Raw genomic sequence first — 14,112 nt, forward strand, 5'->3', positions numbered from 1 at the left:
CGTCAGCCCACTTTATAAATCTCGGCTTCGAGTTCGCTGATGGCTTTCTCATAATCAGCGGGCTTGCCAAAGCCTTTTTCCACAATTTGTTTGGGTCGGCCCATCTGGGGAAAAGGTTCTACCTTCAGAACACTCTTCTTCTCGATTTCCAGCACGCCTTCATCGGCGTATTTTTCCAGCAGCGCGCCAAGAACTGCTTGGGCGATTTCGGAGTATTTTGTGAAATAGTTGCGCTTCTTTACATTATCTGCGCGTTCTTTTCGGGTCAGTGGTGGCTGATCGTAGACTACGTGACAGATGAGATCAAAGGGATCCATGGCCTTGCCCAGTTTCTGTTCCACTTCCTGAGACAATAACTCCCAGAGTATACCCTCGCCTTCCAGCTCTTCTATGATAGCCTGCTTGCGTTCCGCATCATTCCACTTTTTAGTGAACTCATCCAGAGACGCAAACTGCTTTGCCATGGTTTTACGGGTGTAGTCCTTGAAGGATTCAGTCACCAGTTTGCCGTCGGTGTCATAATATTGCACCCGTTCGGCAATGGCTTTGACTGTTACACCATTGACGTGGAACTTGCGAACCTTATGATCATCGTCACCTTCGTCCACCCAGGGGCTTTCAACATCAGTGTCAACATTGTATTCCCCCTGCTCTTCATTGACCTGATCTAAATCGTCATTAACATTTTCAGGCTGGTCGATAGCATCATCATCTAACAATGCTTCGAGATCCGAGTCGTCATTGTTGATGTCATCCGGACGGGTGTTGAGTATTTTCTCGGGTATACCATCAAAGCGTTCATCTGCAAACAGCTCAGTGGCTTTCTTGAAATCAAGGATGGTAAACCAGAGCTTATTGAAGCGGTCATCAATACGGGTTCCCCGGCCAATGATCTGTTTAAACTTGGTCATGGACTGAATGTTCTGATCCAGTACCACCAGTTTGCAGGTTTTGGCATCCACGCCTGTCGTCATTAATTCTGAGGTTGTGGCAATGACCGGATAAGATTTTTTGGGATTGATAAAGTTGTCGAGCTGAGCCTTGCCCAGATCATCATCACCCGTGATTTTCATCACGTATTTGTCATTTTTGGCTACCTGTTCAGGGTTCAGGTTGACCAGTGCACGGCGCATACGCTCAGCGTGATCAATGTCGTTACAGAAGACGATGGTCTTTGCCATCGGGTCAGTACGCTTCAGATAATTGGTAATAGTTTCAGCCACCAGCTGAGTGCGCTCGTCGATGACCAGGGTTCGGTCAAAGTCTTTCTGGTTGTAGATACGGTCTTCAATCAGCTCGCCCTGTTTATCAGTCTGGCCTTTGGTGGGTCGCCAGCCTTGAAGGTCGATATCAATGTCTACCCGAACCACTTTATAGGGAGCCAGGAAGCCATCTTCAATACCTTCTTTTAAGGAGTAGGTGTAGGCCGGATCACCAAAGTAGTCGATATTCGAGACTTCATCGGTTTCTTTGGGCGTGGCGGTAAGACCGACCTGGGTGGCATTGCTGAAATATTCCAGAATCTCTCGCCAGGCACTGTCTTCAGAAGCACTGCCTCGGTGGCACTCGTCGATGATAATCAGGTCAAAGAAATCCGGGTCTACCTGTTTGTAGGCTTTCTGGTGCTCTTCCGGACCGGTGAGTGCCTGATAAAGTGCCAGATGGATTTCATAGGCGGGATCAACGGAACGCTTTTCAACCTTCGTCATGGCATTGCCGAAGGGCTGGAAGTCGTTAATTCGGGTCTGATCGACCAGAATATTTCGATCTGCTAAAAACAGAATGCGTTTTTTATTCTTGGCCTTCCATAAACGCCAGATGATCTGAAAGGCTGTGTAGGTTTTGCCTGTGCCCGTTGCCATCACCAGCAAAATCCGATTCTGACCGGCAGAAACTGCCTCTACGGTTTTGTTGATGGCTTGTAATTGATAGTAGCGGGGCGACTTGCCGCTGCCGTCATCGTAATAATCCTGGGTGATGATGGGTAGCTGTTGTTCGGTGTAGCCTTTCCAGATGCAGTATTTCTGCCAAAGTTGCTCCGGGGTTGGGAAGTCTTCCAGACGAATTTCTGTTTCCAGCTGTGCTGGGTTGGTCTTGTCATGGAAAATAAAGCCATCGCCATTGGAGGCAAACACAAAGGGGACGTCCAGCAGACGGGCATAATCCAGACCTTGCTGCATGCCCTTGCCTATTTCGTGTTTGTTGGCTTTGGCCTCAATCACTGCCAGTGGCATGCTGGGCTTGTGATACAGCACGATGTCAGCTGATTTAACTTTCTTTCGCGCTGCCACACGACCACGGACCACCACCTTTCCATCACGCAGTTTGACTTCCTGACGTATCTGGGTCATGTCGTTCCAGCCAGCGTCTTTAATCGCTGGCAGGAGAAATTTAGTGATGATGTCTGTTTCAGTCAGTTTTGATTTGTCGATGCTGGCCACTTTTGCGCTTCCGTCCGCTCTACACCCATCAGCCATTGTCGCACATTATTATTCAGGGTAAATAGGGAGTTATTTGAAGCCAATGATCATATACGCAGGAAATGGCTTAACTCAGAATGGCTCAAACTGTATCTATTTGCTCGAACGCTATGCCAGTCAGTTCAGCCACTTGCACAAGCTCAACAAATCTCTCACTGCAATAGAGGTACGAATAATGACCAAAGGGAGAAGTCCAGACAGTTTGACCCTCAATATCACATGACTTGAAAGCAATTTTATCAACCTGGCTGAATTCATTTTGATGGCTATTGCTCTCGTCAGCATCTATAGCCTTTAGCACATTTAGAAAATACCAATCAGCCCCCTGGTAGGTAACCGGAAGAACCTCTCCAACTTCTGTCAATATTGGTTTAAGCACACTGTAAGCTTTCTCTGAGAGCATCAACTCATTTACCTGAAGCCTGCAAATATCACCAGGTGCCAGATCATCTTCTAAAACACCTTCACACTTTACCCAATATTCTGACAACTGCTCACCTTCATCCATAGCCATGGCCAGCTCTGAAGGCTTCTGACTTTGGGCAATGATAGACTCCATATTTGGAAAAAGCTCTCCATACTGATCATCACTAACTATTTTGAAGAAGGTCATAATTCAACTCTCTTTTATATTTATTTAGCTGGAGTCTCGGAGTAGCTGACTTATGTGGACACAAACCACACTTATAAGTGTTTTTGTGTCTACTTAACGTGCATGTGCGACCCTCAGGCATCATGAGAATGTTGCATCTAGCAACACGGGAGAGAAAGAATTAAACAGCTCCATTGTTGCAGCTATAGCAGCCTCTTATTTGCCTTCCAGGTTTCATCAAGCTGCCTGCCAATGAGTTTCTTCGTACTCGGTTTAACGTCCAAGTCTGCTGCAATTTCAGACCAGTTTTGCAGCGCATCCACTACTCGTTCTATGATTTTTTTTGCTTGATTCCAGGTGGCGATATTAGCCTGTTTTGCCAATTTCTGGACTGCTTTGACTGGAGGCTCTGAGCCATGACCGAGATAGGCCATCATATGCTGGTTATAGGGTGAAGGGCTGAAAGTAACATCATAAAAAGGAGCCAGGGACCACTGCCCAGCATCATCCATTAGAAATGACCAGTTTTTGGTGTGATCATCCTGATTTAGACCAAATAAGTTGAACATGGCGCGGACAAACTGTTCCTGAGCAGCAGCCGGGCTCTGACAGAGCACCTGACTCACTTTCAAGAGATCATCATAATCCATAGACGGTTTTCTATAATCAGCATCCATAAGCCCGCATAAAGTATGCATATGCAAACGACCTGGTTCAGGCTGTTCTTGAGAACAATCAAATCGCTGAAGTGCCAGCCAGGCAACCGCTTCAGAACTTCCAGTGTCGTGAATCAGCTCCCACTTTGGAACCATTAACCCGGCATCGGCTGCCATGGTTAACCAGGCGGCTTCACAAAGTCCCTCTTCATGTCCTAATGGCAAGTTTTTGGACGTAAACTTTACCAGCCACGGCGATAAACCCTGTTTTGCAAGGGTGCTGACTTTGTGGGGGTTATCGGGATCAAGCCAAACTGACGCCTTTGGCCTTGCACCACCGGAGCCACCAGCTTGAGCCAGAGCAGGCAGGACATCGTCTGTCTGACCTTCAAATAACTGCTGAGCTTCCAGCCCAAGCATTGCAATATCCGTCAGCCTTCCATCTTGCTCTTTTTCATAATCGGTAGCAGGAAAATAACGGAGTGACCCCATTCCTCTTTGCCCAATAAAAGCCAGGCGATCCAGTGGAGTGATTTGATGAGGAAGAATCCCTTGCTGACGAAAAACTCGATCCATCAGAAGAAGGCCCCAGCCATCCGGCAATGAATCAGCAAACACTCCATGCAAACCTTGATGAGGCTCTTGAGGCCCCCGATGAAGCGATTCATTAAATGGTAATGTAAAAGGCGAAAGGCTTTGATGTTGTTCGATATAGCTTTTGTCGTACTGAAAGAAAATGCCTTGCTGATTCTGAGCAAGCTCCCCTACTTTCTTTTTTGAGCCATCACTTAAACGGCGATGCACTTCAAGCTTGCGAACCTTCATTGCCTCAGCACCTCATCAATACTGGAGGGAAGCAGATCATCCTCTTTAGTCAGGGAAGAAAGATTCTCAAGCTTATCGACACACTGCCAGAGCAGGATAAACTGTCTGAGCGAAATCTGACCGGTAGCTTCAAACTTCTTTATGGTGGGAGCAGGTACACCACTCTGCTCAGCCAGGGTCTGCCGCGACCATTTTTTAGATTTCCTCTTGGCCATAACCGCAGCAGCCAGTTGTTCCTGCACTTCGGAAGGCGTCAGTAAAGAGAGTAAACTCATACTTAACCCTTATCATCCATATAGACATTATTGTAGCTAAAATATCACAAATTACAAACAAATGGATACTATAGTAACCATATTTTAAAGATGTAACCGATCCCTCCAGAAAGAAAATCAGGTTCTGAACAAGGCATAACCAATATCCCCCCCTTAGACAAGCTCAGGGCGAACGGAATCCCTATGTAAATCGGGTAATTATTTTGAGACAAACTCTTAGTGGGATAATTCTTGTGAAAGTCACCACCAGGTCAAATGCAGACAGTATCGGCAGTAGGTTGATGCATCCCAACAGAACTTGAGCCACATTCAATATTAATTGAAATTAAATCAATTTTATTCATAAAGCATTCCAAGTATAAAGTGTATTCAGCTCTTAACATCAGACCATGTCACAGTGATTCTTGATCAGGCCACAAGGCACAAGCAAGAAACCGCAGAGACTGGCTGAAAACATTAGAAAAGAAATACAGAGAGACCTGAAAGAGCAAGGACTTGATTCAGGATTAGTCTTATAAAACAGGATATCAAAGCACAATGAATAAAGACTTTACGTTTAGCGTTAAGAGCCTATCGTTTGATGAAAACTATCAGCCAGCAGACAATACGCGCATCACTACCAACTTTGCGAATTTGGCCAGAGGTGAGAGCCGCCAGGAGAATTTGCGCAACGCTTTAAGGATGATTGATAACAGTTTTAATGCCTTGGCGCACTGGGACAACCCGAAAGGTGATCGCTACTCTGTCGAACTCGAAATCATTTCCGTGGATATGGATATCGAAGGCAGCGGCCATAGCTTTCCATCCATTGAAATATTAAAAACCAATATCGTTGATCATAAAACCAACGAGTGCATCGAAGGCATTGTAGGGAATAACTTTTCCTCGTATTTGCGCGATTATGATTTCAGTGTGCGCTTACTGGATCATAATAAAGATCAGGCCAGTTTTAGCATTCCAGACAATTTTGGTGACCTGCATGGCAAGCTCTTTCAGCACTTTGTGAACTCAACTACTTACAGACAGAATTTCAAAAAGCCACCGGTTATATGCCTTAGTGTTTCCGATAACAAGATCTATCGTCGGACTGAAAACCAGCACCCGGTATTAGGCTTTGAGTATCAGCCCAATGAATCCTCTTTGACTGAGCAATATTTCAAAAAGATGGGCTTACAGGTTCGCTATTTCATGCCGCAAAACAGTGTTGCGCCTTTGGCTTTCTATTTCTTTGGCGACTTGCTGAATGATTACACCAATCTTGAGCTGATCAGTACCATCAGTACGATGGAAACGTTCCAAAAGATCTACCGACCAGAGATTTACAACGCCAATGCCGTTGCAGGAAATTGCTATCAACCTGACTTAAACAACCAGGATCATTCTGTCACTCAAATTGTTTATGACCGAGAAGAGCGCAGCAAGTTGGCTATCCAGCAAGGAAAATTTGCAGAGGAACACTTCATCAAACCTTATCAGACTGTCCTTGAACAGTGGTCTGCTGATTACGCTTAAACAACCCTAAGCAAAACAAAAAATATTCTTCACGATAAAAAATACGAAAATAGATGACAGCGCTTACTATGAAAACTTTATTACCTACTTCAACGGCGGGCAGTTTGCCCAAACCTTCATGGCTTGCAGAACCGGAAAAACTCTGGTCGCCCTGGAAGCTGCAAGATGAAGCATTATTAGCGGGCAAACAAGACGCTTTGCGTGTGTCACTGCACGAACAGAATCAGGCAGGGGTTGATATCGTCAGTGATGGTGAACAGACTCGCCAACATTTTGTGACTACATTTATTGAACACCTCAGTGGTGTTGATTTTGAGAATCGCAAAACAGTCAAAATTCGTGACCGCTATGATGCCAGTGTACCCACTGTCGTTGGTCCTGTTTCCAGACAAAAACCTGTTTTTGTTGAGGATGCCAAATTTTTGCGTCAGCAAACCCAGCAGCCCATCAAATGGGCACTGCCAGGCCCTATGACGATGATCGACACGCTTTATGATGATCATTACAAAAGTCGGGAAAAACTGGCTTGGGAATTTGCCAAAATACTCAATCAGGAAGCCAAAGAATTAGAGGCCGCTGGTGTTGATATCATCCAGTTTGATGAGCCTGCCTTTAATGTGTTCTTTGATGATGTGAATGACTGGGGTATTGCCACCCTGGAAAGAGCCATTGAAGGGCTTAAGTGTGAAACAGCGGTACATATTTGCTATGGCTATGGCATTAAAGCCAATACCGATTGGAAAAAGACCCTGGGCTCTGAGTGGCGTCAATATGAAGAAGTATTTCCGAAACTGCAGAAGTCTAACATCGATATTATCTCGCTAGAGTGCCACAACTCTCGCGTGCCCATCGAACTCCTTGAACTGGTTCGTGGCAAGAAAGTGATGGTAGGCGCCATTGATGTGGCATCCAATACCATAGAGACCCCCGAAGCAGTCGCCAACACCCTGCGAAAGGCGCTTGAATTTGTCGACGCAGACAAGCTCTATCCTTGCACTAACTGTGGAATGGCCCCTTTATCTCGCGATATCGCCAGAGGCAAGTTGAATGCCTTAAGTGCTGGCGCAGAAATTGTCCGAAAAGAACTTTCTGCCTAGTACAGACAAGCGTTAATACTCTGAGATACTCCGTTTTGTCTGAACCTGTCGAAGCATGCTGGTAACGCACTTCGACAGGCTAACTGCTAACGGTATGGGCTATAGCGCTTTCCTGCACCATGAGGCTCCCAAATTCGTCAATCATTGGTTACCGTCTACTGAAAACCACCCAACAGTGTCGCCCAAAATGTCCTGGTTTCTAGCAAAAAGCTTCTAAAATTGAGAGGCACAGGTGGCCACTGATCAAAGAACTGACGACAAAAACTTTTTCCGCTATGAGCAATAGAAGAAATAATTAATGGATGTCATAGAGTTTTTAACCAACAACCTCTCTACTTTTTTGGCATTGATCGCCACAGGTGTATTTGCCGGAGTTTTAGCGGGGTTATTAGGCGTTGGCGGCGGTATCGTCATTGTGCCTGTGCTGTTTTTCCTGTTCCAGAGTTTTGGCGTATCACCTGAATCTGCAATGCTGATTGCAACAGCCACTTCACTGGCCACAATTGTACCCACCTCAATCAGTTCAATTCGTGCTCACCATCAAAAAGGGAATGTGGATTTTGAACTTTTAAAGCGTTGGGCTCTCTTTATTCTTATCGGTGTATTGGTGGGGAGTTGGTTAGTTACTCGTGTTGATGGGACTTTGCTGACTATATTGTTTGGTGTGATAGCAACCTTATCTGCACTGAACATGCTCTTCAGAACTGGAAAGTCTGCTCTGTTTCAAAAGCTTCCTGGTACAGCTGGACAAACAGTTATGGGAACGTCCATTGGTTTTTTCAGTTCTATGGTGGGAATTGGTGGTGGCACCATTTCTGTTCCATTGCTCACCCTGTACAACTACCCCGCCCATAAGGCCGTAGGTACAGCTGCAGCGATAGGGTTAATCATTTCGTTACCCGGTGCACTCACAATGTTAGCGCTGGGCAACACTCCAACTGATGCGCCCGCTGGAACACTGGGACTCGTCAACCTGATCGGTTTCATTTGCATCGTGCCGCTAACGGTATTGTTTGCACCTGTCGGGGCATCACTGGCCGCTCGGCTGAATGCCACAAGATTGAAGAAGATCTTTGCTCTGGTATTGCTTTTGACGGGCTTGCGTATGTTGGGGCAAGTTTTTCTGTAGAGTATTTTCCCACAAGCCAGAATTGCTTAAACCTCAAGCTCGGTGGCTAACCACTGTAATCATGAGGATCATACTGCGCATACATATACCATTATTTGTTTTATATATACCACTCTATGGTATATATTTATCCTATATTGGTAAAAAAAGTACTGCTCATATGTTCGTCTTAAGAGGCATTCTCAGGGCTGAAAGTCAGGAAAAGATTCTTATTTATCTGATGGTTAGAGAGTCCGGTTACGGAAAAGCCATTGCTGAGTTTTATGGCCTTTCTACCAACTCTGTACAAAAACAACTGGCCAGGCTGGAAGAAGATGGTGTCCTGGTCAGTCGACTGATAGGTAAACTCAGGGAGTACCAGCTCAACCCTCGCTACCCTTTTCTGGCACCCTTGAAAGAGCTGTTGAAAACAGCTCTCAATGTCTACCCTGACTCGATGATTCAGAAATTGACCATGGTAAGGAGTCGCCCCAGGGCTGCCGGTAAGCCCATAGTCGAAAACCGACCAAGAACATGAGTTAAGGGTGACAATCAATGACTGATTTTAGGAACACATCCATCATTGAGCTTGCTGCCATTGTTGCCAATCACCTCAATCAGCATGACATTAAAGTTGTACTGGTAGGAGGACTGGCCGTTGAAATCTATAGCGAGAACTTATATCTCACGAAAGATATTGATATGGTCAACACTAGTTATGATTCTGCAGGGCCACTCAAACAAGCAATGTCCGAGCTGGGATTCGAAAAACAAGGACGTGTATTTATCAACGACTCCACCGAAATCTGTGTGGAGTTTCCTTCTGCACCTCTAGCCATTGGTGACGAAATAATTAAAGAAACCACTGTCGCCCAGTCACAAAATGGCGACATCCCTATTCTGTTTGCGTCAGACGTTATCAAAGACAGGTTATTGGCTTATTTTCATTGGCAAGACAGACCTTCTTTGGTGCAGGCGTTAGCCATCATGAAGAATCACATTATCTCACCTGAAGAACTCAAGGCGTTCTGTGAAAATGAGGGAGAGGAAGGTGAATATGACTTTATTGCAGGGTTGCATGAGACTGCGATGAAGCAAAACATGAATAGCATGCTTGATTTGGAAATTATGGTGCGGAACGAGTTCCTGAAACGTTTATAACAGGTAAAAAAAAAGGTCATCGAAACTCGATGACCTTTTTTGTATGGTGCCCGGAGCCGGAATCGCTTCCCCCTGTTACTTCCGACTTTACCTCAGTTAGTGCCATTTTTTGTGCCATATAACGAATTCTTCTACATCAGATTCTACTGAAAAAACCTATCTGAATTATGGGGTTCTTATCGTCGGAGTCTAACCGGCATACATCTCAGTGACTGATTATCATGAAAGCTCAGTAGATTTTATTGACACAGACTTACCTGCAAAACTTTTTTTGATGTCCTCTTAACACCACTCCCCCCGGATAACCCATAAAACACTCCTTACGATTCAAGGAGCGGCATTGCCGCAGTAGAGGATTTTTATGGTTGCTGTTATCGCAAACGACGGTCTGGATCTCTTGAATCATCCCCGTACGTTCGGTCAGTCTTCGACCGGTCAGGGAAATAGTGTTAAGTGTAAAAACTGAAAAAAAGAAAAAAAACCCATCAATAACAAATACCGTTGTCATTGATGGGCAAGATTCAATCAACCAGCCAGTGCCTGGCCAAGTCAAATAACGTGGTTTTCAGCTCCCCAACGTGTCCAATCTTCAATCGTTTAGGGAAAAGGTTTTCATCTAACAAGACATTAATGCCTATTCCTACAACGTTTATACCTGACTGCTGACAACGGCTGACCAGATTAACCACCGCATCATGATGATCGATATCTGGTGTACCATCAGTAATCATCAAGATCAAACGACGTTCTGCTTCAGCCTGACAGACTTGATGCACCGCATGCCATAATCCAGTAGTCATGGGTGTTGAATCGTGGCTGTCCAAAGCCTCCAGTGTTACAGCAACAGCCTGAGTAGACTCTTTTCCTGTGATTATGGGAAAGACTCTGTCGTCTCTGGTTCCCGGATAAGCCGAAGCTGAAACAGTCACTCCATTTATCTGCTTCAGAGCAAACACTAACGACAAAACCGCCTCTCTTGCCAGTTTCATCCTGGGTGCCATGGACGATGAGATATCCAGTGAGATATGAACAGTAGCATTGACAGTGATGGATTCTGCCCGTCGTTTGAAAAGACGACCATCATCCAGTGCCATTCTATGTAACCGTTTGCCCTCTATCCGGATACCCCGTTTTCCGGTTCGATCTCTGGTGAGTATTTTTGCCTGAACCAGTCCCGTCAGCTGTGCGGCTAAACGGGCGGATTCTGACTGCACTTTCCAGAGCAGGACTTTTGCAGCACGTTTGTCTTCATCTGTAGTCACCACATCATCCAACCCTGGTGTTGTGGTGATGGCTGACAGGCTTGAAGACTGAGCACAACTCCATGATTCCAGCTCTCCAGCGACGGTTTCAAACAAGTCGTCCGGCCAGTCCTGATCGGTAGATTCCAGAATTTGTTTCAAGAATGGGTCTTCAGCCTTGTCTGAAGCATCGCCGTTTTTCGAAACAATCTGGTTATCACTTCCAGACAAATTTTCAGGATGATCATTTCCTCCTTCCTCAGAATCGGATTCCAGTTCAGCACCTGACACAGAATCTGTTTTATCCTCCTGATCCTGCGATTCAGGTTGCCGAGAATCGGTTCCCTGACTTTCCGAAGAACTCTCAGGTTTGTCCGAACCAATCTCACCAGAATCTTTGTTTTCAGAATGGTCATTGCTGAGATTCTGAAACAAAGCGATGATCTGTTCAGCCAGATTCAGGGCTTCCTTGGTGCTTTTCAAGCCGGGAACCTGCTTTAAAAGGCCATTCAGTGAGTCCAGTAACTGTTTGGAGAAACAGGTTTTCATCACTTCACGAGCTTTGGTCGATTCCTGCTCCAAAGCCTTCTGCCCCAGCACTTCTAACCTCAGGATGGCCAGCAAAGAGTCGTTTAACACCTTCACAGGTGAATCACTCTTTTTTGGCGCACCTAAACGACCTTTTGCTACTAACTGCCGAACGACTTCTGCAAGAGAAAAAGCAGCACCAGGGTATTCCTGGCTGATGGCCTTTTCGATCCGAATGTCCTCCAGCAAGTTAGTGAGCCTGTGTCGCAAGGTAGATCCTTTATAGTCCAGGTTAAAATCCGTGTAGCGTACATGGGCGGCCTCATGACACAAAAAACCCCAGCACAGGGCTTCTTGCTCAGGTCGCTGCAGGTCGAAGGCTGGAATCCAGATGCACTCGCCATCGGTGCATGCTTTATTTCCAGCGACTTCAACCCGAACGCCCATTTTCCTTCCCAACGCACTGCCAACTATTGGTAATGCACGTTGTAAAACAGGAGCCATATCCAAATACCTCTCTACTCTCTATATTAAGAACAAAGAAAAAAGGGACATAGCTCCTGCCCAGGCGGGTACTATGTCCCGCTTGGGATGACTGGCTTACACCAGCCGGTTTAGAAGTAGAAAGTGGCGGTAGAAGCCGTTTCCTCCGTCACTACTACCTGTTGCTTAATATCAGGTTCTTCCTGAACCTCTGCACTCTTTACTACTGGCGTCTGAGGTTGAGTTGACTCATGATTCTGCACCATCACAGGCTCAAGAGCCGTCAAACCTTCCGCACAACGCTCCATTTGTTCAACCGAACACAGCAGTAAAACCCGCTCCATCAGCTGAGTCAGCACTTCGCCTTCTAACGCTCCGTTATTCGGCAGTTGCGATAAGCCAGCATCCAGCCGTTGCACTATGGGAGAGATTCCGGGATCGACAAACGCCAGTCCATGAAGTTTGTCCCTTAGTCGAAGAATCGGATTCAGGGCTTTACGGGTGACTTTCTCTTTCCCTCTGAAGGTCTGTTCAAACAAAGCCTGAGCATCACGACTGATTTCCTCCCGCAAAGTATTGCCCAGCTGATCCACCTGTTGGTTCAGGTTGTCTGGCTGAGGCGATGCCACTACTTTGTAAGTCGTGTAACCAAACTGGAAACGCTGACCTACATGCTGAACGTCGGGAACCGCATTCCTTATAGCCTCCGCAAAATCAGGATGAGCGTTGACCCATTCCTGAATATGCTGGTCATAGCCAGTCAGAAAGGTCTGCTTTTCCTGGTTAAAGTCCTGCTGCACCTGATTAAGCTTCAGGCTTAAACCTGACACATAATGATCCGGTACCGCATACCCTCCCAGAAACCGTACACCTTCTCTGGCACAGAGCCGACACGCCTGATCTCTCAGACGATGAAACGGTTTCAGCACTTCCCGCTTACACAGTTTTTTGCTTCCTAACGAGACGACTTCATCAGACGGCAACTGCCCGCCTTTGCCCAGAACCAAATCCTCTGGTTTCAAACGACGAGCGCCTGACCAGATGGAACAGTCCAGAGCAATCACGGACATTTGCTCGAGTATCTGGGTGACTGTGGTATTAGTTGCGTTCATCACTCAATACCTCCTTCCCACAGTTCGCCAAATACATCACTGGCAATCCGGTGAATCGCCTGCCGTTCTGCTGGTTCTACTCTGGCGGTCAGAGTTTGTTCCAGAGTGTATTCAAATACTCTGGGCGCACCCTGAAAACGAAGCGATAACCTTGCCCAGCGCACCAGCCCACGGGTGGACAAAGTGACACTGAGCTGAGCTTCGCCCTCCCCTCTTCCATTTAAGTCACCAGTGAACAGACGACGAATCTCATTAGCGAGTTTCACCATCTTTTCCCTGACGACCACCGGAAGATCTGGCACCATCTGATTCAGAATCAACAGTTCAGTGAATTCATCGGGGTAGTCCACTTCAATCACACGAAACCTGTCTAACCAGGCTAACGACTGTCGAAGCACACCTTGATACAAGCCGCTGCCATCACCAGTCCCGGCACTGTTGCCTGTGGCAACAAACCGAAACCTTGGATGAACCGGAATAATTTCTCCGCCGTTTTGCGCCAGTACGAGAGGCGCACCGTCCAGCAGATCATATAATCCGGCCAGCTCACTGGGGTCAGCCACATCCATTTCATCCAGAATCAGGATATGACCTTCCTTTACCGCTGTGCTCAGCGCTCCATACTGATAAGGCGTTGAGCCTTTCTCCAGCACCTTCTGACCGAGAAGGTCATCAAGTTCCATTCTTCCGTGAACGGGTACCATCTGTGTAGGCCAGTGCAACCTTGCAGCAGCCTGTACGACCAGACTTGTTTTTCCGCAACCTGTCGGCCCAGTAAGATACAAGCCGTCGCTTTCAGGGCTATCCAGAAAGGCCAACAGCTTGCGCAGCCGGTCTCTGTCAAATACGTATGGCTGGATAGCCGGTACTGCCGGATGGCCGCACTCCTTATATCCTTCGAGCAGGATCCATTGATTGGTATCCAGATCGAAGGTTTCATTCAGCTCAAAAAACGCCGGCTGCAAACCAGCTTGCTCAGACTGAACTTCAGTTTCCATCATTGATGTCCTGCACTTTCTAAAAAACAAAAGGGCAGAATCCC

Annotated in this window: 12 protein-coding genes; 5 read left to right on the forward strand and 7 right to left on the reverse strand. The window is 46.5% G+C overall.

Features of this window, described 5'->3' with window-relative positions; genetic code table 11:
* Positions 1-2: 2 nt before the first annotated feature.
* The 4 genes from hsdR to WG89_RS24985 all read right to left on the reverse strand — a co-directional run bounded on the left by hsdR (position 3) and on the right by WG89_RS24985 (position 4,828).
* Positions 3-2,477 (reverse strand): EcoAI/FtnUII family type I restriction enzme subunit R, encoded by a 2,475-nt coding sequence (hsdR, locus tag WG89_RS24970; protein ID WP_062270398.1) that lies wholly within the window; start codon positions 2,475-2,477, stop codon positions 3-5.
* Between the two features lie 85 nt (positions 2,478-2,562).
* Positions 2,563-2,994, reverse strand: a complete 432-nt coding sequence (locus WG89_RS24975; RefSeq protein WP_153301815.1) for an imm11 family protein — start codon at positions 2,992-2,994, stop codon at positions 2,563-2,565.
* Positions 2,995-3,275: 281 nt separating this feature from the next.
* Positions 3,276-4,553 carry a type II toxin-antitoxin system HipA family toxin gene (locus tag WG89_RS24980; protein ID WP_062270400.1) on the reverse strand — a complete coding sequence of 426 codons (1,278 nt, stop codon included), beginning with the start codon at positions 4,551-4,553 and terminating at the stop codon, positions 3,276-3,278.
* Positions 4,550-4,828, reverse strand: a complete 279-nt coding sequence (locus WG89_RS24985) for a helix-turn-helix domain-containing protein (protein ID WP_062270401.1) — start codon at positions 4,826-4,828, stop codon at positions 4,550-4,552. Before WG89_RS24985 ends, WG89_RS24980 begins: the two co-directional genes overlap by 4 nt.
* Before the next feature lie 537 nt (positions 4,829-5,365).
* Here WG89_RS24985 and WG89_RS24990 point away from each other — a divergent pair.
* The 5 genes from WG89_RS24990 to WG89_RS25010 all read left to right on the forward strand — a co-directional run bounded on the left by WG89_RS24990 (position 5,366) and on the right by WG89_RS25010 (position 9,706).
* A complete protein-coding gene (locus tag WG89_RS24990; protein ID WP_062270402.1) occupies positions 5,366-6,340 on the forward strand; it encodes a DUF1852 domain-containing protein in 975 nt (324 codons plus the stop codon).
* A gap of 68 nt (positions 6,341-6,408) precedes the next feature.
* Positions 6,409-7,437 (forward strand): methionine synthase, encoded by a 1,029-nt coding sequence (locus WG89_RS24995; RefSeq protein ID WP_062270403.1) that lies wholly within the window; start codon positions 6,409-6,411, stop codon positions 7,435-7,437.
* A 298-nt stretch (positions 7,438-7,735) separates the two neighbouring features.
* Positions 7,736-8,566 carry a sulfite exporter TauE/SafE family protein gene (locus tag WG89_RS25000; RefSeq protein WP_062270404.1) on the forward strand — a complete coding sequence of 277 codons (831 nt, stop codon included), beginning with the start codon at positions 7,736-7,738 and terminating at the stop codon, positions 8,564-8,566.
* Between the two features lie 160 nt (positions 8,567-8,726).
* A complete protein-coding gene (locus WG89_RS25005) occupies positions 8,727-9,083 on the forward strand; it encodes a winged helix-turn-helix domain-containing protein (protein ID WP_062270405.1) in 357 nt (118 codons plus the stop codon).
* 17 nt (positions 9,084-9,100) lie between these two features.
* Positions 9,101-9,706 (forward strand): hypothetical protein, encoded by a 606-nt coding sequence (locus tag WG89_RS25010; protein ID WP_062270406.1) that lies wholly within the window; start codon positions 9,101-9,103, stop codon positions 9,704-9,706.
* Between the two features lie 521 nt (positions 9,707-10,227).
* Here WG89_RS25010 and WG89_RS25015 read toward each other — a convergent pair.
* The 3 genes from WG89_RS25015 to WG89_RS25025 form a co-directional block, all read right to left on the reverse strand.
* Entirely contained in the window at positions 10,228-11,979 is a 1,752-nt protein-coding gene (locus tag WG89_RS25015) for a VWA domain-containing protein (RefSeq protein WP_079254032.1), read from the reverse strand.
* A 110-nt stretch (positions 11,980-12,089) separates the two neighbouring features.
* The gene (locus WG89_RS25020) at positions 12,090-13,070 is read right to left on the reverse strand and encodes a DUF3150 domain-containing protein (RefSeq protein ID WP_062270408.1); all 981 of its coding nucleotides are present in this window, start codon (positions 13,068-13,070) and stop codon (positions 12,090-12,092) included.
* A complete protein-coding gene (locus WG89_RS25025) occupies positions 13,070-14,071 on the reverse strand; it encodes an AAA family ATPase (RefSeq protein WP_245662975.1) in 1,002 nt (333 codons plus the stop codon). The genes WG89_RS25020 and WG89_RS25025 overlap by 1 nt, the downstream gene beginning before the upstream one ends.
* Between the last annotated feature and the right edge of the window lie 41 nt (positions 14,072-14,112).

Source organism: Endozoicomonas arenosclerae (assembly GCF_001562015.1).
GTDB classification, from domain to species: Bacteria; Pseudomonadota; Gammaproteobacteria; order Pseudomonadales; family Endozoicomonadaceae; genus Endozoicomonas_A; species Endozoicomonas_A arenosclerae.

What these genes read in the sequence shown, in the direction of transcription:
- WG89_RS25000 (WP_062270404.1), top strand. Translation starts at nt 7,736, where the DNA reads ATGGATGTCATAGAGTTTTTAACCAACAACCTCTCTACTTTTTTGGCA.
- hsdR (WP_062270398.1), bottom strand. Translation starts at nt 2,477, where the DNA reads ATGGCTGATGGGTGTAGAGCGGACGGAAGCGCAAAAGTGGCCAGCATC.
- WG89_RS24980 (WP_062270400.1), bottom strand. Translation starts at nt 4,553, where the DNA reads ATGAAGGTTCGCAAGCTTGAAGTGCATCGCCGTTTAAGTGATGGCTCA.
- WG89_RS25010 (WP_062270406.1), top strand. Translation starts at nt 9,101, where the DNA reads ATGACTGATTTTAGGAACACATCCATCATTGAGCTTGCTGCCATTGTT.
- WG89_RS25020 (WP_062270408.1), bottom strand. Translation starts at nt 13,070, where the DNA reads ATGAACGCAACTAATACCACAGTCACCCAGATACTCGAGCAAATGTCC.
- WG89_RS25025 (WP_245662975.1), bottom strand. Translation starts at nt 14,071, where the DNA reads ATGATGGAAACTGAAGTTCAGTCTGAGCAAGCTGGTTTGCAGCCGGCG.
- WG89_RS24990 (WP_062270402.1), top strand. Translation starts at nt 5,366, where the DNA reads ATGAATAAAGACTTTACGTTTAGCGTTAAGAGCCTATCGTTTGATGAA.
- WG89_RS24995 (WP_062270403.1), top strand. Translation starts at nt 6,409, where the DNA reads ATGAAAACTTTATTACCTACTTCAACGGCGGGCAGTTTGCCCAAACCT.
- WG89_RS25015 (WP_079254032.1), bottom strand. Translation starts at nt 11,979, where the DNA reads ATGGCTCCTGTTTTACAACGTGCATTACCAATAGTTGGCAGTGCGTTG.
- WG89_RS25005 (WP_062270405.1), top strand. Translation starts at nt 8,727, where the DNA reads ATGTTCGTCTTAAGAGGCATTCTCAGGGCTGAAAGTCAGGAAAAGATT.
- WG89_RS24975 (WP_153301815.1), bottom strand. Translation starts at nt 2,994, where the DNA reads ATGGCTATGGATGAAGGTGAGCAGTTGTCAGAATATTGGGTAAAGTGT.
- WG89_RS24985 (WP_062270401.1), bottom strand. Translation starts at nt 4,828, where the DNA reads ATGAGTTTACTCTCTTTACTGACGCCTTCCGAAGTGCAGGAACAACTG.